Annotated in this window: 23 protein-coding genes; 17 read left to right on the top strand and 6 right to left on the bottom strand. The window is 71.4% G+C overall.

The annotated features are described in order from the left end of the window. Positions 1-35: 35 nt before the first annotated feature. From AB0B48_RS19400 to AB0B48_RS19390, 3 genes are all read right to left on the bottom strand, one after another. Positions 36-1,151 (bottom strand): lytic polysaccharide monooxygenase, encoded by a 1,116-nt coding sequence (locus AB0B48_RS19400; protein ID WP_357203280.1) that lies wholly within the window; start codon positions 1,149-1,151, stop codon positions 36-38. A 117-nt stretch (positions 1,152-1,268) separates the two neighbouring features. Next, positions 1,269-1,724 carry a GNAT family N-acetyltransferase gene (locus tag AB0B48_RS19395; RefSeq protein ID WP_357203277.1) on the bottom strand — a complete coding sequence of 152 codons (456 nt, stop codon included), beginning with the start codon at positions 1,722-1,724 and terminating at the stop codon, positions 1,269-1,271. Positions 1,725-1,806: 82 nt separating this feature from the next. Then, positions 1,807-2,067, bottom strand: coding sequence for a Prokaryotic metallothionein (locus AB0B48_RS19390; protein WP_357203274.1), 261 nt, complete (start codon positions 2,065-2,067; stop codon positions 1,807-1,809). Between the two features lie 156 nt (positions 2,068-2,223). Between AB0B48_RS19390 and AB0B48_RS19385 the strand changes: the two genes are divergently transcribed. From AB0B48_RS19385 to AB0B48_RS19375, 3 genes are all read left to right on the top strand, one after another. Further along, the gene (locus tag AB0B48_RS19385) at positions 2,224-2,499 is read left to right on the top strand and encodes an isoamylase early set domain-containing protein (RefSeq protein WP_357203271.1); all 276 of its coding nucleotides are present in this window, start codon (positions 2,224-2,226) and stop codon (positions 2,497-2,499) included. Positions 2,500-2,608: 109 nt separating this feature from the next. Then, positions 2,609-3,361, top strand: a complete 753-nt coding sequence (locus AB0B48_RS19380) for a lytic polysaccharide monooxygenase (protein WP_357203268.1) — start codon at positions 2,609-2,611, stop codon at positions 3,359-3,361. A 64-nt stretch (positions 3,362-3,425) separates the two neighbouring features. Then, positions 3,426-4,034: a DUF305 domain-containing protein gene (locus AB0B48_RS19375; RefSeq protein WP_357203265.1), complete on the top strand. Its 609-nt coding sequence runs from the start codon at positions 3,426-3,428 to the stop codon at positions 4,032-4,034. Positions 4,035-4,046: 12 nt separating this feature from the next. Here the strand turns inward: AB0B48_RS19375 and msrB are convergent, their stop codons facing one another. Then, positions 4,047-4,451, bottom strand: a complete 405-nt coding sequence (gene msrB / locus AB0B48_RS19370) for a peptide-methionine (R)-S-oxide reductase MsrB (RefSeq protein WP_030336225.1) — start codon at positions 4,449-4,451, stop codon at positions 4,047-4,049. A 47-nt stretch (positions 4,452-4,498) separates the two neighbouring features. On the opposite strand from msrB, the gene ligD reads away from it, so the two are divergent. Beyond that, complete coding sequence (gene ligD, locus AB0B48_RS19365; RefSeq protein ID WP_357203261.1) at positions 4,499-5,530, top strand: non-homologous end-joining DNA ligase; 1,032 nt, start codon at positions 4,499-4,501, stop codon at positions 5,528-5,530. Between the two features lie 19 nt (positions 5,531-5,549). Here ligD and AB0B48_RS19360 read toward each other — a convergent pair whose 3' ends face one another. Beyond that, entirely contained in the window at positions 5,550-5,801 is a 252-nt protein-coding gene (locus AB0B48_RS19360) for a hypothetical protein (RefSeq protein WP_357203286.1), read from the bottom strand. Positions 5,802-5,967: 166 nt separating this feature from the next. Here AB0B48_RS19360 and AB0B48_RS19355 point away from each other — a divergent pair, with 166 nt between their 5' ends. From AB0B48_RS19355 to AB0B48_RS19305, 11 genes are all read left to right on the top strand, one after another. Next, positions 5,968-6,123: a hypothetical protein gene (locus tag AB0B48_RS19355; protein WP_357203258.1), complete on the top strand. Its 156-nt coding sequence runs from the start codon at positions 5,968-5,970 to the stop codon at positions 6,121-6,123. A 73-nt stretch (positions 6,124-6,196) separates the two neighbouring features. Further along, complete coding sequence (locus tag AB0B48_RS19350; protein WP_357203255.1) at positions 6,197-7,447, top strand: DUF222 domain-containing protein; 1,251 nt, start codon at positions 6,197-6,199, stop codon at positions 7,445-7,447. 71 nt (positions 7,448-7,518) lie between these two features. Beyond that, positions 7,519-8,745: a hypothetical protein gene (locus AB0B48_RS19345; protein ID WP_357203251.1), complete on the top strand. Its 1,227-nt coding sequence runs from the start codon at positions 7,519-7,521 to the stop codon at positions 8,743-8,745. Positions 8,746-8,792: 47 nt separating this feature from the next. After that, positions 8,793-9,437, top strand: coding sequence for a YdeI/OmpD-associated family protein (locus AB0B48_RS19340; protein WP_357203247.1), 645 nt, complete (start codon positions 8,793-8,795; stop codon positions 9,435-9,437). 31 nt (positions 9,438-9,468) lie between these two features. Next, entirely contained in the window at positions 9,469-9,948 is a 480-nt protein-coding gene (locus AB0B48_RS19335; protein ID WP_357203244.1) for a DUF2975 domain-containing protein, read from the top strand. Beyond that, entirely contained in the window at positions 9,948-10,163 is a 216-nt protein-coding gene (locus AB0B48_RS19330) for a helix-turn-helix transcriptional regulator (protein WP_030336216.1), read from the top strand. Before AB0B48_RS19335 ends, AB0B48_RS19330 begins: the two co-directional genes overlap by 1 nt. Continuing rightward, a complete protein-coding gene (locus AB0B48_RS19325; RefSeq protein WP_357203241.1) occupies positions 10,160-10,324 on the top strand; it encodes a hypothetical protein in 165 nt (54 codons plus the stop codon). Before AB0B48_RS19330 ends, AB0B48_RS19325 begins: the two co-directional genes overlap by 4 nt. A 117-nt stretch (positions 10,325-10,441) precedes the next feature. Beyond that, complete coding sequence (locus AB0B48_RS19320; RefSeq protein WP_357203238.1) at positions 10,442-13,630, top strand: ABC transporter permease; 3,189 nt, start codon at positions 10,442-10,444, stop codon at positions 13,628-13,630. After that, positions 13,627-16,335, top strand: a complete 2,709-nt coding sequence (locus AB0B48_RS19315) for an FtsX-like permease family protein (RefSeq protein WP_357203235.1) — start codon at positions 13,627-13,629, stop codon at positions 16,333-16,335. Before AB0B48_RS19320 ends, AB0B48_RS19315 begins: the two co-directional genes overlap by 4 nt. 1 nt (position 16,336) lies before the next feature. Beyond that, positions 16,337-17,332 (top strand): ABC transporter ATP-binding protein, encoded by a 996-nt coding sequence (locus AB0B48_RS19310; RefSeq protein WP_357203232.1) that lies wholly within the window; start codon positions 16,337-16,339, stop codon positions 17,330-17,332. A gap of 11 nt (positions 17,333-17,343) precedes the next feature. Then, positions 17,344-18,069: an ABC transporter ATP-binding protein gene (locus tag AB0B48_RS19305; protein ID WP_357203283.1), complete on the top strand. Its 726-nt coding sequence runs from the start codon at positions 17,344-17,346 to the stop codon at positions 18,067-18,069. A gap of 157 nt (positions 18,070-18,226) precedes the next feature. On the opposite strand, the gene AB0B48_RS19300 is transcribed toward AB0B48_RS19305, so the two are convergent. Continuing rightward, complete coding sequence (locus AB0B48_RS19300; RefSeq protein WP_357203229.1) at positions 18,227-18,679, bottom strand: GNAT family N-acetyltransferase; 453 nt, start codon at positions 18,677-18,679, stop codon at positions 18,227-18,229. 458 nt (positions 18,680-19,137) lie between these two features. Between AB0B48_RS19300 and AB0B48_RS19295 the strand changes: the two genes are divergently transcribed. Together AB0B48_RS19295 and AB0B48_RS19290 are read left to right on the top strand one after the other, a co-directional pair. Beyond that, positions 19,138-22,962, top strand: a complete 3,825-nt coding sequence (locus AB0B48_RS19295; protein ID WP_357203226.1) for a LamG domain-containing protein — start codon at positions 19,138-19,140, stop codon at positions 22,960-22,962. 89 nt (positions 22,963-23,051) lie between these two features. Next, positions 23,052-23,408, top strand: a 357-nt coding sequence (locus AB0B48_RS19290) for a hypothetical protein (RefSeq protein WP_357203223.1), incomplete at its 3' end; no start/stop codon positions are given.

Raw genomic sequence — 23,408 nt, 5'->3', positions numbered from 1 at the left:
CCGCACCCCCGCCCGGGTGCGGCGCCGGCCGGGGATCAACTGGTCGTCGTACAGGAGACCAGCGGAACCGGGTTGCTGCCGTTCCACGAGCCGAGGAATCCGAACGTGGTGCTCGCGCCGGCGGCGAGGGTGCCGTTGTGGTTGACGTTACGTGCGGTGACGAGCGTGCCGTTGGTGCTGACCGTCGCGTTCCACGACGACGTGACCTGCTGACCGTTGCCGTAGTTCCAGCTCACGGACCAGCCCCGGGTCGGTGAACCGCCGGCGGTCACCTTGACGTCGGCCTGGAAGCCACCGGACCACTGGCCGGTTACCTGGTACGTCGCCGTGCAGGCACCGGCCGGCGGCGGGGTGCTCGGCGGCGGCGTGGTTGGCGGCGGCGTGGTTGGCGGGGGAGTGGTGGGCGGCGGGGTCGTCGGCGGGGGCGTGGTGGGTGGCGGGGTGGTCGACCCGCCGCCGAAGTCGACGTCGCTGCACAGGTAGTACGACTGGTCCAGGTGGCTGGCCTGCCAGACGGTGTAGACGATGTGCCGTCCGGTGCGTCCCGGCGCGCTCACCGGGATCTGGATCGAGACACCACCGGTGTCCGGGTTCCACTGGGAGGCCGGGGTGTTGCCGATCTGGCCGGCCAATTCCAGGTTGCCCCAGCCGAGCGGTTGGGTGGCGGAGTTGAAGCCCTGCTTGGTCACGTACACCCGGATGTAGTCGGCGCCGTGGCTGGCCTGGTCGAAGAAGCGGAGCCGGAAGTTGTTCGACACCGATGTGGTCTTCCAGGCGCCGACGGTGTCCAGCGCGTTGTAGCGGGGGCTCTGGGTGCGTCCGCCGCTGCACAGTTGGCCGTCGGGTACGGCGGCCTGGTGGTTACCGCCCACGCCCTCGCGGAACAGGCCGTTCCAGTTCCACATGGCGGCCGGGTCGGACTGCCAGGCCTGCCAGCACATCGGGTCCTCGGTGGCCATCCGAGGGTTCTGGAAGTCGGCGCCCCAACGTTGCCAACAGCTGTAGTTGCGCGACGCCGGGTCGACCACCGAACCGTGCGCCGAGGCGGGCTTGGTCAGGATGGTGGTCAGTGCGGCCGTCAACAGGAGCGCGGTGGCCGCCACGATGGCGAACAGCCAGAGCACGCGTCGTGATCGGGTGAGTGTGGACATGGAGCCCCCGGGGGGATGAGGTGGGACGTCGACACCCGGATCGCCGGGAGTTGCCCACTCCCGTGCCTGTCGCTGGCTCCCGCGACGGCTCTACCCGGCACCATGCCAGCTCGATAGTCAGCCGTCAATGGCATCGCGCCGCATCGGGGTGTGCGGGATGCCGTCCTCGACGTACTCGGGGCCGCTGACCGCGAAACCGTGCCGGGCGTAGAACGCGACCAGGTGCGACTGGGCCTCCAGCACGCAGGTCCGGTTGCCCACCACCTCCAGCGCCGCCGTCATCAGCCGGCCGGCGTGCCCACCGCCGCGCGCCGCCGGGGCCACCACGACCCGACCGATCCGGGCGACACCGTCCGGGTCGGCCAGAATCCGCAGGTACGCCAGCGGCGCGCCGCCGTCGGTGAGCCAGACGTGCCGGGTGCCCGGCTCGACGTCCCGCCCGTCCAGCTCCGGGTACGGGCAGTTCTGCTCCACAACGAACACGTCGATGCGCAGTTTGAGCAGGTCGTGAAGGGTGCGGGCGTTCAGGTCGGCGAAGGAGGCCGTCCGGAGTTCGGTCGTCTGCTGGGGCATCCACCGATGGTAGGTCGGACGGGTTCGCCGGGAATCCGCCCGGTCCGGTGCGAGGTGGGTGGCGGCGGTCGGGCGGGCGCGGTCAGGCCGGGCGGGCGCCCACGGCGTCGCGGACCTCTGCGCCCACCGCTCCCTCGACGGCGCGGGCGCAGTGTGCGCAGCAGAAAAAGCGGCCGTTGACCTCGACGCCGTGCCCGGAGATCTTGACCTGGCAGTGCTCGCAGATCGGTGCCATGCGGTGGATCGCGCACTCGAACGAGTCGAAGGTGTGCACGTCGCCGCTGACGGTGTGCACCTCGAACGCCATCCAGTAGTCGTTGCCGCAGACCTCGCAGGTTGCCACCGAAAACCTCCGTTAAATGGACAAGTGCCTACAGAATCCTCCAGATGGCACCGACGTAGGGGCGGAACGTCGACGCCCGACCGCGGCGGCGGCGTGTCGGCGTCGGCGTGTTGCCCGTTGTGCCTGGTGAACCGCCGCAACCCCCGGAGGATCACCGTGATCAAGCGCAACAGGCTCTTCGGCAACCAGACCCGGGTCACCTTCTGCCTGCCCCGCGATGTCCCGCCCGGCCCGGTGAGCGTCGTCGGCTCGTTCAACGGCTGGCAGCCCGGTCGACACGAGTTGGTGACCCGCCGCGACGGCACTCGGACGGTGACGGTGAAGCTTCCGCCGGGGGAGTACCGGTTCCGCTACCTCGGCACCGGTGGCGTCTGGTTGGACGACGAGTCGGCCGACGGGGTCGACGGCGGGGGCAGCCTGCTCCGGCTCTGAGAAGAAAACTGCCGTCATCGATGGATTTATCGATGAGAGTCTTTACTGTTAACAATGTTTAAATTACTTTGAGGGGCACCTCACCGCACCTGGAGAAGGAGCTGCCCCGATGCGTCGAAGAATTACCGTCCCGCTGGTGGCGGCGGGCGCTGTCGCCGCCACCCTCACCGTCGCCGCCCCCGCGCAGGCGCACGGCTACGTCTCCGCCCCACCGAGCCGGCAGGCGCTCTGCGCGCAGGGCCGGGTGCCCGACTGCGGGCAGATCAGGTACGAGCCGCAGAGCGTCGAAGGGCCCAAGGGCCTGCGCAGCTGCAACGCCGGAATCTCCCAGTTCGCCGTCCTCAACGACGACAGCCGGGGCTGGCCGGCCACCTCGGTGGGCACCTCGCTGACCTTCACCTGGGTGAACACCGCCCGGCACGCCACCAGCAACTGGGAGTACTGGATCGGCAACACCCGCGTCGGCGTGGTCAACGGCAACAACCAGCAGCCGGGCGCCACGGTGTCGCACAACGTCAACCTCGGCGGCTTCTCCGGCCGCCAGAAGATCCTCGCGGTGTGGAACATCTCCGACACGGCGAACGCCTTCTACTCCTGCATCGACGTGCAGATCGGTGGCGGCGGATCGAACCCGACCCCGACCCCGACCCCGACACCGACCCCGACCGCCACCCCACGGCCCACCCCGACCCCCACCCCGACCACTCCGCCCACCCAGGGCGGCACGTGGGCGACAGGCCGGGCGTACCAGGTCGGCGACCAGGTCACCTACGGCGGAGCCACGTACCGCTGCCGGCAGGCGCACACCGCGATCCCGGGCTGGGAGCCGCCGAACGTACCGGCGCTCTGGCTCCAGGTCTGACCGCACGGGTGCGGCCCCTGGTCGCACCCGTGTCGCCACTCTCGCGCGAACGGAGGCAACCGGCATGCCCCGCCGTACCCCGCTGGTCTTCCTCGTCGCGGCCCTGCTGCTCATCGGAGCCTGCGCCGGACCGCCCACGTCGAGCCCGTCGACCCTGCCGCAGCCGACACCCACGTCCCCGGCCGGCTCGGCGGCGGCCGGGTCCGCGGGTGCCGGGCCCCCGATCGGGGCGGACTCGATGAGCGGGATCGACGTGGTGTTCCTGAGCACCATGGTCGGACACAGCGAACGCACCCTGCAGATCGTCCGGCTGGCCCGGGACCGGGTACGCGACGACGCGCTGCGCACCCTGGCCGCCGCCGTCGAGGCGACCGAGGCCGACGAGCTGGCCGCCATGCGCGGCTGGCTGCCCACGGCCGGGCCGGGCGCCAGCGCGGCCGCACACCACCACGACGGGCACGGCGACGACGCCGCGCTCGACCGGCTGCGGACCGCGCCGGACGCGGACGTCGACCGCGTGCTGCGCGAGGTGCTCGCCGACCACCAGCGATCGGCTGCCGACCTGGCCAGATCCCAGGTCGGTGTCGGCCGCAACGAGCAGGTCCGCGACCTGGCCCGCCGGATCGAGCAGTCCCGGACCGCCGAGGTCGAACTGCTCAGGGTGACGCCCTGAGCGGCTCCTCGCTCAGCGGGGTTCCAGCTTGATGGAGACCGAGTTGACGCAGTGCCGGGTGTCCTTCGGGGTGAAGCCCTCGCCGTGGAAGACGTGCCCGAGGTGACTGTCGCAGCGGGCGCAGCGGATCTCCGTACGGGCCATGCCGAGGCTGCGGTCCTCGATCTCCTTGACCCGGCCCGGGATGGCGTCGTCGAAGCTCGGCCAGCCGCAGTGCGAGTCGAACTTCGTGTCGCTGGAGAACAGCTCCAGCCCGCAGGCGCGGCAGTGGTAGACCCCCTGGGTCTTCGTGTCCACGTACTCGCCCGTCCACGGGCGTTCGGTGCCGGCCTCCCGGAGAACGTGGAACTCCTCGGGGGTCAGTCGGACCCGCCACTCTTCGTCGGTACGGGGCAGCTCGTTGTCGTCAAGACTCACCCGTCAACGGTACGTCGAACGTCGGGGGCGTGGCATAAGGTCGCGGGATGGGTGGCACCAAGGCTGCGGCCGCCGAGGTCGAAGTAGCCGGGCACACCGTCCGGTTGAGCAGTCCGGATCGGGTGATCTTCCCGCAGCGGGGGTTCACCAAGGCGGACGTCTTCCACTACTACCTCGCGGTCGGCGACGGGATCATGCGCGCCCTGCGGGACCGCCCGACCACCCTGCAACGTTTCCCCGAGGGCGTCGAGGGCGAGGCCTTCTTTCAGAAGCGGGTGCCCACCCGGGGGGTGCCGCCCTGGGTGACGACCGCCCAGATCACCTTCCCGAGCGGTCGGAGCGCCGCGGAGCTCTGCCCGGCCGACCTGGCGCACGTGGCCTGGGCGGCGCAGATGGGCACCATCGTTTTCCACCCGTGGCCCGTGCGAGCCGCCGACGTCGACCGCCCCGACGAGCTGCGCATCGACCTGGACCCGCAGCCCGGCACCGACTTCGCCGACGCCGCGCGGGCCGCCGGCGAGGTCCGCGCGCTCCTCGACGAGCTGGGCGCGACCGGCTGGCCGAAAACCTCCGGCGGTCGGGGCGTGCACGTCTACCTGCGCATCCAACCCCGCTGGACGTTCACCGAGGTGCGCCGGGCCACCATCGCGCTGGCCCGGGAGGTGGAACGCCGCAACCCCGACCTGGTCACCACCGCCTGGTGGAAGGAGGAGCGCGGCACCCGGGTCTTCGTCGACTTCAACCAGATGGCGCGCGACCGCACGATCGCCTGCGCGTACTCGCTGCGGGCCAACGCGCGGGCCACCGTCTCCACCCCGGTCACCTGGGACGAGCTACCCGACGTCGACCCGGACGACTTCGACCTGCGCACCGTGCCGGCCCGGTTGGCCGAGCGAGGTGACCCGCACGCCGGGATCGACGACGCACCGTGGGACATCACCCCGCTGCTGGAGTGGGCCGAGCGCGACGCCGCCGCCGGCCAGGGCGACCTGCCGTACCCGCCGGACCACCCGAAGATGCCCGGCGAACCCAAGCGGGTCCAGCCCAGCCGCGCCAAGCGCACCCCCGACGAGAGCTGACCAGCCGCTGTTGTCGCAGCTACGACTTGGCCGTCCACGCCAGGAACCTGTCGAACAGCTCCCGTGGGTCGGGTCCCGGCTCGGGGTTGAGCTGGTAGAGGTCGGCCGTCGCGTCGAAGAGCTGGCTCGCCATGTAGATCGACAGTGCCACCTGGTCGGTGCCGTACTCCACCCGTAGCAACATCCGGGCAAGCGCACACGGCCAGGCGGCGGCGCACACCCGACAGAGCCACGACGGCCGGCGTGGTAGGTGCTGGTGCACCGGATGCAGAGCTTCAAGTGGGTGAGGGCAGTGACGGCTATTCGGCGTGGTCATACGTCAATCGTGGCGTCAGCTATTGCCTCTGTCAACAGTCTGCGTAGTTGTCGCCGTATAGCGACTGCGCCACTGTCATCGTCAATGTGTGGACCTTGTTGGCGTGTCGGAGATTCGGGAGATGCTGGGAAATGTGTCCCGGCAGCGCGCGTCCGTGATCGCCAACCAACGGAACTTCCCCGAGCCGGTCGCCGTGCTCGCCATGGGCAAGGTCTGGCGGAGGTCGGACGTGGTGGCCTGGATCCGGGAGCACCGGCCGGAGTTGGCCGAGGGTTGACCCGGGCCTGATTGGGTCGCCCAGGGCGCTTCGCGCGGCCGTTTTTGTCGTACACCTGTTCTAGAGTTTGCCTGTGATCGATGAGTTGGCGCGGGCGGAGGGTGCGGTGGCGGCCTGCGCCGACGCCCCGGCCTGGGCCCTCTCTGATCACGATCTGATCGCGGTGCTCGATGCCACGCACCGGTTGCAGCAGCGGCTGGCGGCGGTGCAGCTGGCGGCGGTCCGCGAGTTGGACGGTCGGGGCACAGCAGTGGCGCAGGGTGCCTCCTCGACGGCTGTGTGGTTGCGCCACCGCCTGCGCCTCGACGTCGCCGCAGCGCGTCGGCTGGTCGGCCTCGCAGCCTCGCTCGACGTGGCCCCGCCCGCCGTGCGCGACGCCCTGGCGAGCGCGGCGGTCACCGTCGAGCAGGCCCGGGTCATCGCCGACACGGCCGCCACGGTGTCTGCGGCGGCCGGCGCCGAGGTGACCGACAAGGCCGTCGGTGTGCTGGTGGAGTGGGCCGGGCAGTTCGAGCCGGCAGTGCTGCGCCGGTTGGGTGCCCGGATTCTCGACCATGTGGCGCCCGACCTCGCCGAGGCCGCCGCCGCGGCGGCCCTGGCCGCCGAGGCCGCCCGCGCGGCCCGCGACCGGCACGTCACGATTTCCGAGCAGACCGGCGGGTGCCTGCGACTCAGTGGCATCCTCGACGCCGAGACCGCCGGCCTGCTGCGCGCCGCCATCGACCCGCTGAGCGCACCCGCCGGCCCCGACGACGCTCGCGGAGCCGGTCAGCGCCGCCACGACGCCTTCGCCGACGTGTGCCGCCTCGCGCTGGGCACCGGCGAGGTACCTGACAGCGGCGGCGACCCCGCCCAGGTCGTTATTACCGCCAGTTATGACGCGTTGGCTGCTCAGGTGGGCGCCGGGACGCTCGACATCGGCCTTCAGCTCACCCCCGACACCGTGCGCCGGCTCGCCTGCGACGCGGCCGTGCTGCCCGCCGTGCTCGGCGGCGCGGGCCAGGTCCTCGACGTGGGCCGGCAACGCCGCCTGATCGCGGGGCCGCTGCGGCGGGCACTGGTGTTGCGCGACGGCGGCTGCGCCTTCCCCGGCTGCGACCGGCCGGCGCGCTGGTGCGCCGCGCACCACATCCGGCACTGGGCCGACGGTGGCCCGACCAGCCTCGACAACGCGGTGCTGCTCTGCGGCCACCATCACCGGCACATCCACCAGGCCGACTGGGTGGTTCGGCTGGGTGACGACCGCCACCCGGAGTTCATCCCGCCGGCCTGGCTCGACCCCGACCAACTCCCGCGCCGCAACCACTACCACCGACGGACGTAGGCCGATCCGCGCCGGCCGAGACAGTTGACGTTGTCGATATTCTGCAGAGGCTCGTCGGGGGAGGGTCGCTGATGCTCAAGGACGTCACGTCGATACGCGTGATCGCCTACTTCCCGTGTCAGATGTCCGCCGAAACCGGGTCCCGGCGCGACGTGCCGGCGGGATGGCACGTCACCGACGGCCTCGACGACCTCGCCCTGCAGCCTTACGGTCAACGGCTGCTCGACGAGCTGCTGGGCAGCATGCCCCGGCCCACCGTGGAGATCAGTGGTGGCTCGGAGGTCCTGCGGATGGCCGGCGAGGAGGTCGACGCCTCCCTGCTGCCCACCACGAGCGCTGGCGCGTGGCAGGTGGTCTCGGCCCGGATCAGCCTCTGGAACGTCGACTGTGGTCTGTTGTGCGTCACCTACGAGCTGCCGGACGGCATCCTCGGTGTCACCGACGACGTGGTCGCCGACGTTGCCCCGCCGGTGCAGCGGATGGTGCCCGCGGTGACCCGGCTGCTGCGAGCCGTCCTGCCGGCGCCGGTCGGGGCGGACGAGGTGTTCGTCCTCTGGGCCAACACCACTTTCGCCATCCGGGTGGACCCGGGCTGCGATCCGGCGCGGCGGCGGGCCATCGCCGAGGAGCTGACCCCGGACGGCGTGGACTGCACGCCCGACGGGGCGAGGGACGGCGTGTTGCGGGTCGGTTCGCACACCACGGCGGTGGTCAGTGACTTCGGGTCCCGTACGGGCCTGCTGTTGTCGCGGTTGACCGGTGTTCATCACGTCTGCTGGGCGGCGGCCCTGCGCTACGACGCGGTGCTGTCGGCGGAGCTGTCCCAGATCGACCCGGGGCGTGCCGACGTCTCGATGAGCGTTCTCGAAGAGCAGGCCAAGCGCATCCTCACCGGTTACCACCGCATCCGCCTGTTCCGGCTCGGATATTCGTCGGTGGAGGCGCACCTCGACGCGGCCGGTGGCACGGTGTGGAACGCCCTGGAGCAGCAGTGGAAGTTTCGTTTTGTCCTCGCCACGCTGGATGAGCGGCTCGACTTCGTCCGAACGTTGCACCAGCAACTGGTCGGCCGGCTCCAGGACCGCCGTTCCCGCCTGCTCAACGAGCTGGTTCTGGCTTTCACCTTCCTCAACATCTTCGCCATCGTGCTCGCCGCCCTGACCTTCGTGGCGTTGCCGAGCCTCGACGCGGGGCTCCTGGCCTCGATGATCGGGCTGGTGATGCTCCTCGTGAACCTGAGCGCGTACCTCGCCTTCCGGCGGAAGATCAACGACCCGGGGCGGAACCTGCGCGCCTGAGCCGGACAGCGCCGCCGGCTGTCGGACCCGGGGTTTAGCCTGCCGGCATGACGAGCGCCGAGCTGGATGAGCTGATCGTCGCGGACGCCGACGCCCTGCGCGTGTGGTTGTCGGCCCACCACGCCACGTCGCCCGGCGTCTGGCTCGCGCTGACCAGGAAGGGTGGCACGGTCACGACGCTGACCTGGCAGCAGACGGTCGACGAGGGCCTGTGCTTCGGCTGGATCGACGGGCAGGCCAGGAAACGCGACGAGGAGTCGTCCTGGATCCGGTTCACCCCGCGCCGGGCGCGCAGTTCCTGGTCCCAACGCAACGTGGCGAACGTGGCCCGGCTGGAGGAGCAGGGGCGGATGCAACCGTCGGGCCGCGCGGCGGTGGACGCAGCGAAGGCGGACGGACGGTGGGCCGCCGCCTACGCCCCGCCGTCCGAGGCCGAGGTGCCGGCCGACCTGCTCGCTGCCATCGCCGCCGAGCCCGCCGCCCAGGCGATGCTCGACGTCCTCACCAAGGCCAACCGGTTCGCTCTCATCCATCGGCTCAATGCCGTCAAGCGCATCGAGACCCGCGAACGCAAGATCGGCGAGTTCGTCGCCATGCTGGCCCGGCACGAGACCTTCTACCCCCAGAAGGCCAGGCCGGCCGCCGGGCCGACGCTGCCGTCAGTCGGCGCGGGCCTCAAGGAAACCGATTGACTTTCGATAGGTAACGAGCGAAACTCGGTGCATGGTTACTGAGCATCGAGCGGTTGCCGCTCTCCGAGTCTTCCTCGTGGTGCTGTTCGGGGTCCTGGTGGTGTTCCAGACCCTCTCGCTGCCCGGGCAGTTCAGGTACATGGCCGAGCAGTCGCCGCAGGACGCCCACCTCAGGTGGCCGGCGACCGCCGTGACGGTCTTCTGGGTGCTCTGCGTCCAGGTGGTCATCGTCGCGACCTGGCAGCTGCTCAGCCTGGTCAAGAACGACCGCATCTTCACCGAGGCGTCCCTCAAGTGGGTGGACGCGATCGTCTGGGCCATCGCCGCCGCCTGGGTGGTGCTGGTGGCGGTCTTCCTCTGGGTCGGGTTCAACGCGGACGACCCCGGGGTGCCACTGCTGCTGTTCCTGCTGACGGTGGGCGTCACCGTGCTGGGGCTCCTCATGGTGGTCATGCGGGCGCTGTTGCGGCAGGCCACCACCCTGCGGACCGACCTGGAAGCGGTGATCTGATGCCCATCGTCGTCCGCATCGACGTGGAGTTGGCCAAGCGCAAGATGAGCGTCGGAGAGTTCGCCGAGCGCGTCGGGCTCACCCCCGCCAACGTGGCGGTGCTGAAGAACGGCCGCGCCAAGGCGGTCCGCTTCAGCACCCTCGAAGCAATGTGCCGAGTGCTCGACTGCCAACCGGGTGATCTGCTGGAGTGGGTCGAGGAAGAAACCCCATGAGGTACGTCCTGGTCGTCGGCGTCGTCCTCTCGGTAGCGCTCGGCATCACCGTCGTGGTGCTCGGCGGGGCCGACGACTCCCCGGGACTGCAGCTCATCGGCGTCGTGCTGGTGCTCTGCGCGGTGGTCTTCGGCATCCGCAACCGTCGAGGCCGCAACTAACCGTCCCGCCCCGACCAACTCTCTCCGTAGTAACGATCATGTAACGGGCGCGAACCTTTCCCGGTAGGTGGCCTGTCTTGATGGTCGTCGGCCCGCCAGGGCCAGGGGAGGCGTCGGATGAAGCTGGTGTGGAGGCGGGCCCGCGAGGCGCGAGGGTTGCTGGTCGCGGCGGTGATCGCTGCCCTCGTCGCCGTCGCGTTGGTCACTGGGCTGTCCGACTACAACCGTCGGGCGGTGGACGCCGGGCAGCGGGCACTGGTCGCCGCCTCACCCGCCGAGGAGCGCGGCCTTCTGGTCAGCGGCTCGGGTGGGCGGGACGCGGCCGAGTTCGCCACCCGTGACAAGGCGGTCCGAGCCGAGTTCGCCACCGGGCTCGGCGGCGTCCCGGTCAGTGTCACCGCCGCCCGTTACGGCACCGGCCGGGAACTGACCGGCGATCTCGGGCAGATCCCGCGTACGGCCGACGAACCGGTCTTCGCGAACCTGGCCACGTTCGCCGACCTCGCCAGTCACGCGGAGCTGACCAGCGGAGCCTGGCCCAGCCCCGGAGCGAACCCCGTCCAGGTGAGCCTGCCCGAGCGGGTCGCCGGCGCCCTCGGCCTGACCGTCGGCGAACGCGTCCCGGTGCGCGACCGGGCCACGGAACGACGCGGGGAGTTGGTGCTCGCCGGCACCTGGCGGCCCCGCGACCCGGCGGACGCGTACTGGCTGCTGGCCCCCGGCGTGGGGGCGGGCAGCGCCGGTTCCGGCACCTCGTACGGGCCGTTCACGCTCGACCCGGCCGACTTCGCGGCCACCTTCCCGGGCTCGGTGTCGGCGTCCTGGCTGGCCCAACCGGACCTCGGTGCCGTCGACACCGCCGACCTGCCCGCCGTTCGGAAAGCCCTCACCGAGGCGGTCACCGCAGTGCCCGAGGCCGCCCAACTGGGCAGCTCCGGGCAGACGGTGACCAAGATGGCGCAGCTGCTGGACCGGATCGGCCGCGCCGACCTGGTGGGTCGCTCGTCGCTGGCCACCCCGCTGCTGCTCATCCTGGTGCTCGCCGGGTACGCGCTGGTGCTGGTCGCCGCGCTGCTGCACGAGGACCGCCGCCCACAGACCGCGCTGCTGCGCGCCCGCGGCGCCGCCCGTCGGCAGTTGGCCGGCCTGGCCGCCCGCGAGGCGACCCTGGTGGTCGCCCCGGCCGCCGTGCTCGGTCCGCTGATCGCCGGTGAGGCGTTGCGGTACATCCGACCCGGCGGGTCGGGTGACCTCTACACCGCCGGCGGCAACACCACACTGGTCTGGGCGGCGGCAGCGGCCACCGCGGCCGGCTGCCTCGTCGCCATGGTCCTTCCGACGCTGCGCGGCGCCGGGACGTACGTCGCTGACATGGCGGCCCGATCCCGGCCGAACCGGGCCGCGAGCGTCCAACGCGCCAGCGTCGACCTGGTGCTCGTGGCGCTCGCCGTGCTCGCCTGGGTGCAGCTACGCCGGTACGCCTCCCCGCTGGCCGGCTCGGGTGGACAGCTCGGGCTCGACCCGCTGCTGGTCGCCGCCCCGACGCTCGGCGTGCTGGCCGGTGCCGTGCTGGCGTTGCGGGTGCTCCCGCCGCTCACCCGGTTCGCGGAGCGGTTCGTCGACCGACGTCCCTGGACCGCCACCATGTTCGGCATGTGGCAGGCCGGCCGGCGTCCGCACGCCGGCCCGGTGCTGCTGCTCGCCCTCGCCGTCGGCGGCAGCACTCTGGCCTGGTCGCTGATCAGCACCGGCGAGCGGTCCCAGGTCGAACAGGCCGGCCACACGGTCGGCGCCGACCTCCGGGTGACCGAACGGACCGGGGGCGCCCCACCGACCCGGGCCGGTGAACTCGCCGCGCTGCCGAGCGTGGACCGGGTACTGCCGGCGTGGCGCGACGAGATCCGGGTCGGGCGGGAGAACCTGCCGGCGACAGTGATCGGTGTCGACCCGGCCAGCGCCCCGGGCGTCGTCCGGCTCGCCGACCGCCTCGGCGACGGATCGGCGGCGGAGCAGTACCGGAAGATGGTCGACGCGCGGGGAGAGCGCGCCGGCGTCGAACTGCCCGCCGGCGCGCGTGAGATCGCCGGCACGATCCGTACCCCGGTGAGCGACGCCGCCCGGTCGGTGAAGGTCGCGGTGACGCTGCTGTTGACCACCCCCGACGGGCTCGCTTTGCGGCTGCCGGTGGCCAACGCCGACGGCGACGGCCGGGCCACCCCGTTCACCGCGCGACTGCCCGACATGGGCGGGGCGCGGCTGCGGCTGGCCGGCTTCGAAGCCGACGGCGGACTGGCGGCCGGCAACGCCTACCGGCTCCAGGTGGACGGGTTGGCGGTGGTCGACGCCGACGGCACGACCCGACCCGCCGACCTGACCGGCGACTGGATGCTGACGGCCCCCGGCGTGGAGTCCACGCCGGTCCGGACCACCGCTGCCGGCTTCGCCGCCGTCCACCCCGTGGAGGTGATTCCCGGCGGGCAGTTCGCGTACCAGCCGCCCACCCGGTTCTCCGTCGTGGCGGGCGGGGAGAGCAAGCCCGCACCGGTGCTGATGACCCCCCAGGTACGTGAAGCCCTGAGCCTGAACGTCGGCGACACCGTCGACCTCACGCTCCCCGGGGTGACGATGCCGGTGCACCTGGTCGGCGAGCTGAGCGCCGTGCCGACGACCAGCACCGCCGCCGGCGTGCTGTTGGACCTGCCGGCTGCGGTCGACGCGATGATCCGGAGCAGCGGCGCGGTGCGACCCGTACCGGAATGGTGGGTCGGCGCCGCCGACGCGAACGCCGCCGCCCAGGCGGTCAGCGCGCTCCCGGGCGTCACAGTGCTCAACCGGGAGGCGGTCATCGAGGCGGCCGCCGACGACCCGTACTGGCGCGGCTCGCGTACCGGCATGCTCGCCGCCGCGCTCGGCGCGGTGCTCCTCGCCCTCGTCGGCCTGGTGGTGGACGTGTGGGCCACCGCCCGGCGTCGGCTCGGCGAGTTCGCGGTCCTGCACACCCTCGGCGCCACGCCCCGGCTGATGGCCCGGGCGCTGCTCGCCGAACAGACGTTCCTCGCCGGCATCGGCGTGGGCGTCGGGCTGTTACTCGGCACTGCGGTCGGCGCGACGATGGCCCCACTGGTCATCCTCACCCCGGCCGCCGGTCGGCCGACACCCCCGGCGGCGTTCGTGCTGCCCTGGGTGCCGATCGGCCTGACCGCTGTCGGTCTGCTGCTGGCGGCGCTCGCCTTCAGCGCGTTCATCGCCGCAGGCATCCGTCAGCGGGTGGCGGCGGTTCAGCTGCGAATCGGGGGAGAACGATGAGCGTCGGGGCGGCCGTCCGGCGGGTCCGGGCGTACGGGGGGCAGTTCCTGCTGCTGGCGGTGCTGACCCTGGTGGTCACGCTGCTGATCAGCGGAGTGCCCCGGCTGGTCAACCGGCTCGCCGAACAGGGGCTGCGAGCACAGCTCACCAGCGAGCCGGCCGCGCGCCGGGACATCTCGTACACCACCAGCCTTGAGCCCGCGACGTCGCGGCGGACGGCGATGGGCGACGCCGCCGAGCGGTTCGACGCCCTGGCCGCGGAGATGCCACCGCCGGTGCGTTCGGCGGTGACCGAGCGGTGGTACAGCGCCGAGACCGCCCAGGCCCGCGTGGTCGGGCCGGACCTGGCGGCCCGCAACCTGCTGGTCGACATGGGCCTGCGGGCCATGCCCGACATTCAGGGAGCGAGCACCCTCGTCGAGGGGACCTGGCCGAGCGAGACGTACGTTCCCGACCGGCCGATCGAGGTGGCGCTCGACGTCGACGTGGCCGGCAAGCTCAACCTGCGCGCCGGCAGCCAACTGCGCATCGGCCGAACCGACGAAAAGGGCAGACTCGTCGACGGTGTCCCGTTGACGGTGTCCGGGCTGTTCCGCCCCGTCGACCGCGCGAACGGCATCTGGGACGGGCTCCCACAACTACTGCGGATCATCGAACCGCAGGGTGATGGCCAGCCGTTCGTCATCGTCGGCGTCGTCGCGCAGTCGCCCTTCAACAAGCGGGCCGCGGAGGGCTGGGCGATCCAGTCCACCTGGCGGTACCGACTGGGGGTCGACCGGATCGACGCACGTGAGCTGGACCAGATGATCGACGGCCTGCAGGTGATGCAGCGCAACAAGCCGCCGGGGCTCAGCCTGACCCAGGGCGTCGACGTCCCGTTGCGCGCGTTCGCCGCCCAGATCGACGCCGTCCGGACACTGCTCGCGGTGATCGCGGCCGGCGTCCTGGCCACCCTGGCGGGGCTCATCGTGCTCGCGGCCAGTCTCGCCACCAGACGGCGTCGCTCGGAGTTCGCGTTGCTGCGTGCCCGTGGCGGCGGGGCCACCGCCGGCGCCCGGCGTAGCCTCGCCGAATCGGTGCTGGTGGTCCCGATCGCCGCCGTGCTGGGCTGGTGGCTGGGCACGCTGTTCCCCGGCGACCCCGACCCGACCACGCCGTACCTTGTCGCGGCGACCGTGCTGGTGACACTCGCGCTGCCGGTGGCGACGCTGGCCGTACCGGCCGGCGCAGCGGCTCGTCGGGACCTGATCCGGGTGCGCCCGTCGGCCCGTCGACTCACCGCCGAGGTCTCCCTGCTGCTCCTGGCCGGGCTCGCGGCGGTGCTGCTGCGTCGGCGTGGCCTGACCCTCGGAGAGGTGGACCCGCTCCTGGTGTCGGTGCCGGTGCTCCTGGCGATCGCGGCGGCGGTGCTGGCGCTGCGCGCGTACCCCTGGCCGTTGTTGCTGGTCAGCCGGCTTGCCGCGCGGACCCGGGGCAGCGTGGCCTTCCTCGGAACGGCCCGCGCCGGACGCTCGGCGGTCGCCGCCCCGCTGGTCGTGGTGGTGTTGGCCATCGGCACCGCGGCGTTCTGCGCGGTCGTCGCCGCCGGCGTCGACGCCAGCCGGGAACGGGCCGCCGCGCAGATCGTGCCCGCCGACGCGGTGATCCGCGGGGAGCGCTTCGCACCCGACACCATCGACGAGCTGGGCCGCCTGCCGGGGGTCCGGGCCGTCACCCGGGTGCTGTACGAGGACGACGAGCGGTTCGCGTCCGACGAGGCCGGCACCGACGCCTTCATCGAGCAGACGGACGTGCTGCTGGTCGACGGCTCGGGGTTGGACAAGGTGGCCCGCGAATCGCAGGTGGACGTGTCGGTTCCGGCCGCGCTGCGCACCGCCGCGCCCGGCCCGGGACCGCTGCCGGCGATCGTCTCACCGGCGGTCGCCGCCGACCTGGCCAAGGCCGGGCTGGCCGACTCGGCCTTCATCTCGGTGCAGGGCCAGAGGTACGGGTTCCGGGTGGCCGGCACCGCCGACGGTTTCCCGATGCTGGCGGCGAACGCCAGCCGGTTCGTGATCCTGCCCTGGCAGGCCCTGCCGACGCGGAACACCACACCCGTGCCGACCAGCCTGCTGATCGCCGGGAACTCGCTGGACGCCGAGGCGCTGCGCGTCGCCGGCGACCAGGGGCAGGAGCGCTACCAGCGGGACGGCACGGTCACCGGTCGGGAACGGCTGATCGGGGTCACCGTCGACACCCGGGCTGACGTACGCCGGGACCTTGGCGAGGGCGGCGCGAACGGGGTGCTGGCCTTCGGTTTCGTGGCCGGGGCCGTCGGCGGCACCGTGCTCGGGCTGTTGGCCATCGCGTTCACAGTGCTGGCCGGAGCGCGCGCCCGAGGTCAGGTGCTGTCCCGACTTCGTACCCTCGGCCTGTCCCGCCGGCAGTGGCGAGGGCTGCTGCTTGTCGAGTTGACCCCGCTGGTCGCGGTGTCGGTGCTGACCGGCGCGTTGGTCGGTGCGGTACTGCCCCTGCTGCTCAACCCGGTGCTCGGCCTGTCCGCGTTCACCAGTGGTGTGCCGGTCCGGGTGGCTTTCGAGCCCAGACTGGTCGCCGCGGTGCTCGCGCTCGGGGCGGTCGCCCTCGGCTTCGCGGTCGCCGTCGAGGCCCTGAACAACCGCCGGTTGCGCCTCGGAGAGGTGCTTCGGCTCGGAGAGGAGAGCTGAGATGACCGCTACCGCCCAAACTCCACTGGTGCCTGACCTGGCCGCCCTGCAACAGCGGGCAGCGCAACGCGCCGCCGAGCGGGCCGGCGGGCAGGACCGCCTTCGCGGGCACATCGTCTGCGACGGCCTGGTGCGCATCTTCAAGACCGAGGGGGTGGAGGTGGTCGCCCTGCAGGGGCTCGACCTGGTCATCGACCGGGGCGAGCTGGTGGCGATCGTCGGTGCCTCCGGTTCGGGCAAGTCGACCCTGCTCAACATCCTCTCCGGCCTGGACACCCCGACCGCCGGCATCGCCCGGGTGGCCGACTACGACCTGCTCTCGCTCTCGGCGAAGCGACGGCTGAGCTACCGCCGGCAACTGGTCGGGTTCGTCTGGCAGCAGACCGGCCGCAATCTGCTGCCGTACCTCAACGCGCTGGAGAACGTCGAGCTGCCGATGCAGTTGGCCGGCAGGCGCAGCAGCAAGGCCCGCCGGGCGCGGGCCCGGGAACTGCTCGACCTGGTCGGTGTGGGCTACTGCGCCGACCGGCGCCCCGGGCAGCTCAGCGGTGGCGAGCAGCAGCGGGTCGCGGTGGCGGTGGCGGTGGCCAACGACCCGGAGGTGCTCTTCGCCGACGAGCCGACCGGTGAGCTGGACGAGGCGACCGGCGCTGAGGTCTTCGCGGCGCTGCGCACCATCAACGCGGAACTGGGCGTGACCATCGTGGTCGTCACCCACGACCACGCCGTGGCCACGCAGGTCCGTCGGACCGTCGCGATCCGCGACGGCCGGACCGCCTCCGAGGTACGCCGGACCGCGCGGATCGACGCGGACGGCAACACCGAGCTGGTCAGCGAGGAGTACGCGGTGCTGGACCGCAACGGTCGGATGCAGTTGCCGGCGGCGTTCGTCGACGCGCTCTCGCTGAAGGAGCGGGTCCGGCTCGACCTGGAACCGGACCATGTGCAGGTACGGCCCGGCGACCGGGCCTCGGACGAGCGGGGGGCACGGGCATGAGCCGGCAGAACATGGTGGTGACCGGCGCGGCCGGGTTCGGCGGTGCGCCCGGTGTGCACCCCGACGAGGTGGTCCGAGTCAGTGGGGTGAGCCGGACCTTCGGTCGGGGCGAGCACGCCGTGCACGCCGTGCGGGACGTGTCGTTCAGCGCCGACCGGGGCGAGCTGGTCGCCATCCGGGGTCGGTCCGGGGCCGGCAAAACCACGTTGCTGAACCTGATCGGCGGGCTGGACCGACCGGACGGCGGCCAGGTCGTGGTGGCCGGGCACGAGGTGACCTCCGCCGGGGAGGCAGAGCTGCTGCGGCTGCGCCGGGGGACCGTCGGTTTCGTGTTCCAGACCTTCGGACTGGTGCCGATCCTCTCCGCCGCCGAGAACGTGGGAGTGCCGTTGCGGCTGGCCCAGGTGCCGGCCGCGGAGCGGGAGGAGCGCGTCGCGGTGCTGCTGGAGCTGGTCGGCCTGGGCGGGCACGCCGCGCAGCGCCCGTACGAACTCTCCGGCGGGCAGCAGCAGCGGGTCGCGGTGGCCCGCGCGTTGGCCAACGAGCCGGACCTGCTCATCGCCGACGAGCCCACCGGTCAGCTCGACTCGGAGACCGGCCGGTCCATCATGGACCTGCTGCGTGCGGTGGTGCACGCCCGCGGCATGACGGCCCTGGTGGCCACGCACGACCCGGCCCTGATCGACCTCGCCGACCGGGTGCTGGTCCTGCGCGACGGCCGCCTGGTCGACGGCTGACCCTGCCAGGCAGTGGCCTGCGCGGCTCGCTGTGGAGCTGATGTCGTAAACGAATCGCCAGGGGTGACTCGTCTACGACATCAGCTCCACAGCGTTTGTACTGACGAGGGAGTTCCCCTACCGCGTCTGGCCATGGCCGGGCGGGCGCGACGCCGGGTCAGAGCGCGAGCTTCATGCCCTCGTGGCTGGCGACGAAGCCGAGGCGCAGGTAGAAGCGGTGCGCGTCCTCGCGGGTCTTGTCGGTGGTGAGCTGCACCAGCGCGCAGCCACGCTCGCGAGCCTGGTCGACGGCCCAGGTCATCAACTGTCGGCCCAGGCCCTGACCACGCCGGTCGGAACGGACCCGGACCGACTCGATCAGCGACCGCTCGGCGCCGTGCCGGCCGAGGCCGGGGATGTAGGTGATCTGGAGGCAGCCGACGAGATCACCGCCCTGCTCGGCGACGATCAGCGCGTTGCGCGGGTCGGCGGTGATGTCCGCGAACGCTCGCTCGTACGCCTCGTCCACCTCGGTGAAGTCGCGGGCCTTGCCCAGCACGTCGTCGGCGAGCAGGGCGATGACGGCGGGCAGGTCGGCCCGGACCGCCACTCGGAAGATCACGTCACTCATCCGGCGAGAATCTCACAGCGCCGGGAATGCGAATCGGCCTGTGGGTGGGGGCGCCGCTCAATTTCGGTCGATTCGCCATCCTTCGATCCATCGCATCGCACATATTTTCACCGTTCTTGGATGACTTTCGATGCATCCGACGTCCACACGGTGAAGCCAATTGATGGACCATATTGATGATTCTTACCCATGGTGTTGGGGTCGAACCCTCTGTAGCGTGTGCCGAACATTCGTTGATCACTTTGCCTCACGGGGGTTTGGCAGTGCCGTCGACTCGTTCTGTTTGGCGTGCGTCCACTGTGGTCGGCGCACTGTTGGCGTCAGTCCTTCATGTGGTCGGGCAGCCTGATCGCGCCGCCGCCGAGCAGCCGGATTCCTGTGCGGTCAGGGTGTCGCCGACAGCCGAGTCGGAGCGCGCCGCCCAAGCCTTGGCAGAGTCGTGTGACACGTCCGTCGAGGTGCTCGCGGCGGCAACGGAGACGACCAAGGTCTTCGCCCAGCCGTCCGGTGACTTCACCTTCGAGGCGTGGGCCGAGCCGCGTTGGACCAAGCGAAACGGGTCCTGGCGGCAGATCGACACGATGCTGGCGGTGGGCGCCGACGGCCTCGTGCGCCCCGTCGCGTCGACGGCCGACGTGGTGTTCTCGACCGGTGGGGTGGGCCCGTTCGCCACCATGACCGGCGCCGGCACCACCTTCTCGCTCGGCTGGCCGAGCCCGCTTCCGGCGGGCGTCATCGACCGGGACACGATCACGTACCCCAACGTCCTGCCCGACGTCGATCTGGTCGTCCGCGCCGAGAAGTCGGGGTTCTCCCACCTGCTCGTGGTGAAGACCGCAGCCGCGGCGAAGAACCCGGCGGTTCGTGAGACGCGCTACGTCGTGGGCGGCTCCGCTGACGTGGCAGCCGGGCGCGGGGGAGTCGTCATCTCCGGTCCCGACGGAGTGCTCGCCGCGGCACCGCCAGCGCTGGCCTGGGATTCGGCTCCGTCGCCCGTGTCGTCAGGGGCTCGGCGGGCGGGGCTCGGTTCGTCGAGCGATGCGCGTTCGCCGGGTGCGCGCTCCAGCGTCCGCGGCCCGGCCGAGACCGCTGCTGTCACTCCGGTCTCGGTACGAGTCGACGACACGACCATGACGGTGGCCGCAGCTCCGGAACTGCTGGCCAGTGACCACTTTCCGATCTTCATCGACCCTGCCTACGACAAGAAGCCGTCTCGATGGGCACCGGTGAACGACTCGAACCCCGGCACGGCGTGGACCTCCGGATCGGCCTGGCCCCGGGAGATCGTGCGGGTTGGGTCCAACTGGGACGACTACGGCGACATCTGGCGGTCACACTTCCAGTTCGACACCACGGCTCTCGCCGGCAAGCGAATCACCGGCACGCCGAGCGTCGACGCGTACGCCGTGCACTCGGGTGACTGCGCCGGCGAGTCGGTCGGCCTCTGGCAGACGGGAAACCTGTCCAGCTACACCAACAGTTGGGACGGGATGGCGGGCCGTTGGATGCACGGCGGCGCCCTGCAGACGAAGTCGGTCAAGGCCAACGGCAGCAGTTGCGGCCAGTCGGCCAACTGGGTGGCGTTCAACGCGGCGGCGATCAGGGAGAAGATCCAGGACAACGCCGACGACGGACTGTCGGCGATGACGTTCGGTCTGCGGATGGGCACCGAGAGCGGCGGCCGCTGGGCGAAGTTCGACCCGAGCAACGTGAAGATGGTCGCGAGCTATCAGCACAAGCCGACATCTCCGGTTGCGATTCGAACGGCTCCGGGCGGCAACTGCAGCAAGACCTCACCGGGTCCGTGGGTCAACGTCGCCACCCCGACGCTGTACGGGAAGGCCAGCGACGGCGACGGCTCGGTGAAGGTCGTCTTCGACCTGAACGGGCCGACGAGCCCGGCGGAGCACTTCTCCGCGTGGACCACGTCGGGCGCGGAGCGCGGCTGGGCCACCCCCACACTTGCCGAGGGTGACTACAACTGGCGGGTACGCGGGACGGACGAAACCGACCCCACCGGCTGGACCGGCCTGTGTTACTTCCGGGTGGACCGTACCGGCCCCACCACCCCGATCGTCACGCGCACCTCGGGGACCCCGACCGTCGGGCAACCGGTGACGCTCAGCTTCACCTCGTCCGACGCGCGGTCCGGGATGAAACAGTTCGCCTACGGCATCGGCGTCGACGCAAAGCAGACGTTCGTGGCTTCGACGGGCACGACGTCCATCACGTTCACCCCGGAGGCCGGCCGCACCGTCGTGTACGTGTGGGCGCAGGACAACGCCGGCAACTACTCCGCGAGGGCCGCCTTCAACTTCTTCACCGGCCGCATCACCGAGGCACAGAGCCAGGGCGCCTGGCGGCTCGACGGGGACGGCCTCGACGACTCTGGTGAGGGCCGTGACCTGGTACTCGGCAGCGGGGTCGGCTACGGACCAGACCGGAAGGGGAGCGCGAACGCCGCGTTGACCTTCAACAGCGCGGGCTGCGCGCAGGCGTCGCCGGCGGTCCGCACCGACGCCGAGTACACCGTCGCCGGTTGGGTGAACCTGGCCTCGAAGAATGGCAACAAGGCCATCGTCGCTCAGACCGGTTCCATCGCTTCCGCCTTTGTCCTCAGCTACAACGCCGACGTCGATCGGTGGCGTGTCTCGCTGACCAACGCCGACAGCTCCACCGTCACGTACGCGACGGCCGATGGGGCGGCTGCCGCCGTTGGCGTGTGGCAGCACGTCGCCGCCACCGTCGACCCCGTGGCGAAGGTCGTCCGCCTCTACGTCGGCGGCGCGCTCGCGGCGGAGAACGCCATCCCCTTCACGCCGTGGAACGCCAAGTCGCGGCTCCTGCTCGGTTGTGCCGGCGGCGCGTCCACGTCGTGGCACCACATGACCGGTTCGGTCGATCACGTCGGAGTCTGGCAAGGCCTGCTCTCCGAGGCGCAGATCGCCCGGGCGGCCACCGAGCTGCCCGCCGGTCAGGTCGGTAGGTGGCAGCTGCGTGGTGACGGTGTCGACTCGACCGGCTTCGCCCGGGACGCCACTGTCCCAGCGGACCTGACCTGGGTGGACGACCCATTCGGCCGGGTGGAGTCGGCGGCGCAGATGAACGGCAACCAGTGCCTCGGCACGGCCGGACCGGTGGTACGAACCGACGAATCGTTCACCGTCGCGACGTGGGTCAAACTGACCGATGTATCGGCAGGTACGCAGACCGCGCTCGGTCAGGACAACGAGCAGGTCAGCGGCTTTCTGCTGGGCACCAGACAGGCCAACGACGGCGCGCGGGTCTGGTCGATGGTCATGAAGGACACGAGCAGTGTGTCCTCAGGTTCGGTGACGGCCAAGGGCAGTGCCGCCGGCAGTTCCGGTAAGTGGACGCATCTGGCAGGCACGTATGACGCCACCAGCAAACGGCTGAGTCTGTACGTCAACGGGACGCTGGCCGAATCCGTGACGCGCAACGCCGCGGGCTGGCAGGCCAACGGGCCGTTGACGATCGGCTGCGGGCGCTACGACAGCAGGGTGGTCGACCGGATCAACGGCGCGGTCTCGGATGTGCGGGCATGGCGTGGAGCCCTGACCGCTGCCGACGTGGCCGCCGTGCACGGTGGTAACCCGGCGGTGAAGCTGGAGGGGATGTGGCCCCTGGACGGCCCGGCCAGCGACACGCCCACCTACCTGACCGACTGGTCCGGCAACGGCCGGGACCTCAGCATCACCGGCCCGTACGCCTGGACCCGCGATCGCGGTTTCGGTCGGGACGGAGCGCTCGGGCTCGAACTGGCCGAGGGTTCCTGCGCGGAAACGTCCGGACCGACGGTTCGCACGGACGCCTCGTTCACGGTCTCGGCATGGGTTGTGCTGGACCAGACGACCGGCCATCACTCGGTCGTCACGCAGATCGCCACCGCCGCTCCCGGCTTCTTCTTCGGATACAACCCGGGGCCCGACCGCTGGCACTTCGGGATGCCCTCCGCGTCCGGTGGCACTCCTACCTGGCACATCGCCGAATCGCGGCAGGCCCCGGAGCTCGGCAAGTGGACCCACCTGGCCGGCGTCTACGACCTGGCGAAGGGCAAGGTCCGTCTGTACGTCGACGGCGTGCTGCAGGACGAACAGGACGGCCCTTCCTCGCCCTGGATGGCGAGCGGCCCCACCCTCGTCGGATGTAACGGAAACGTGAGCGGTACCCGGTTCTCCCGGCTGGGCGGCGTCGTCGACGATGTCCGGCTCTGGACCTCCACAGTCGATCCGGACCGGATCGCTGATCTCGCAGCTGGCTGACCATCTCGGGGTGAGGGTGCGGCGGGACGCCGCGGGCCTCGCCATACCTGCCGACCTCCCTTGCACCCCTCGCCCGTCAGGAAGAGGCCATGCCGAATTCTCCCGCACTCCTTTCCCGTCCCCGACGGTTGATCGCCCTGAGCAGCATCGCGGTGCTGGTGGCGTCGACTCTCACGGTTCCCCAAGCCGCTCAGGCCTCCCAGGTGCCTTCCGGGGACCGCCCCGTCAAGGCCACCAAGGCGGAGACCGTCCGCCGGGTGCCGGTGGACCGGACCCCGCTTCCGGACGACGGCGGCAGGTGGGCGGGGCCGAAGCACGCGACCTGGCCGAAGGCGGGAGTGGCCACGCTGGCGGTCGCCGAGACGCGGCGCGAGCGGCAACTCGATGGCGATCGGCAGTCGGCGTCGGCGGTGCGGGGCCTCGCCGGTGGCTTACCGGTGACGGCC

The sequence above is a fragment of the Micromonospora sp. NPDC049089 genome, from assembly GCF_040648775.1.
Taxonomy (GTDB): domain Bacteria; phylum Actinomycetota; class Actinomycetes; order Mycobacteriales; family Micromonosporaceae; genus Micromonospora.
This window is presented reverse-complemented; position numbering and strand designations above follow the sequence as displayed.

Bases quoted from the DNA above. Each gene is read 5' to 3' on its own strand.
- AB0B48_RS19400 (WP_357203280.1), bottom strand. From the start codon at position 1,151: ATGTCCACACTCACCCGATCACGACGCGTGCTCTGGCTGTTCGCCATC.
- AB0B48_RS19395 (WP_357203277.1), bottom strand. From the start codon at position 1,724: ATGCCCCAGCAGACGACCGAACTCCGGACGGCCTCCTTCGCCGACCTG.
- AB0B48_RS19380 (WP_357203268.1), top strand. From the start codon at position 2,609: ATGCGTCGAAGAATTACCGTCCCGCTGGTGGCGGCGGGCGCTGTCGCC.
- AB0B48_RS19375 (WP_357203265.1), top strand. From the start codon at position 3,426: ATGCCCCGCCGTACCCCGCTGGTCTTCCTCGTCGCGGCCCTGCTGCTC.
- ligD (WP_357203261.1), top strand. From the start codon at position 4,499: ATGGGTGGCACCAAGGCTGCGGCCGCCGAGGTCGAAGTAGCCGGGCAC.
- AB0B48_RS19355 (WP_357203258.1), top strand. From the start codon at position 5,968: ATGCTGGGAAATGTGTCCCGGCAGCGCGCGTCCGTGATCGCCAACCAA.
- AB0B48_RS19345 (WP_357203251.1), top strand. From the start codon at position 7,519: ATGCTCAAGGACGTCACGTCGATACGCGTGATCGCCTACTTCCCGTGT.
- AB0B48_RS19340 (WP_357203247.1), top strand. From the start codon at position 8,793: ATGACGAGCGCCGAGCTGGATGAGCTGATCGTCGCGGACGCCGACGCC.
- AB0B48_RS19335 (WP_357203244.1), top strand. From the start codon at position 9,469: ATGGTTACTGAGCATCGAGCGGTTGCCGCTCTCCGAGTCTTCCTCGTG.
- AB0B48_RS19330 (WP_030336216.1), top strand. From the start codon at position 9,948: ATGCCCATCGTCGTCCGCATCGACGTGGAGTTGGCCAAGCGCAAGATG.
- AB0B48_RS19325 (WP_357203241.1), top strand. From the start codon at position 10,160: ATGAGGTACGTCCTGGTCGTCGGCGTCGTCCTCTCGGTAGCGCTCGGC.
- AB0B48_RS19320 (WP_357203238.1), top strand. From the start codon at position 10,442: ATGAAGCTGGTGTGGAGGCGGGCCCGCGAGGCGCGAGGGTTGCTGGTC.
- AB0B48_RS19315 (WP_357203235.1), top strand. From the start codon at position 13,627: ATGAGCGTCGGGGCGGCCGTCCGGCGGGTCCGGGCGTACGGGGGGCAG.
- AB0B48_RS19310 (WP_357203232.1), top strand. From the start codon at position 16,337: ATGACCGCTACCGCCCAAACTCCACTGGTGCCTGACCTGGCCGCCCTG.
- AB0B48_RS19305 (WP_357203283.1), top strand. From the start codon at position 17,344: ATGGTGGTGACCGGCGCGGCCGGGTTCGGCGGTGCGCCCGGTGTGCAC.
- AB0B48_RS19300 (WP_357203229.1), bottom strand. From the start codon at position 18,679: ATGAGTGACGTGATCTTCCGAGTGGCGGTCCGGGCCGACCTGCCCGCC.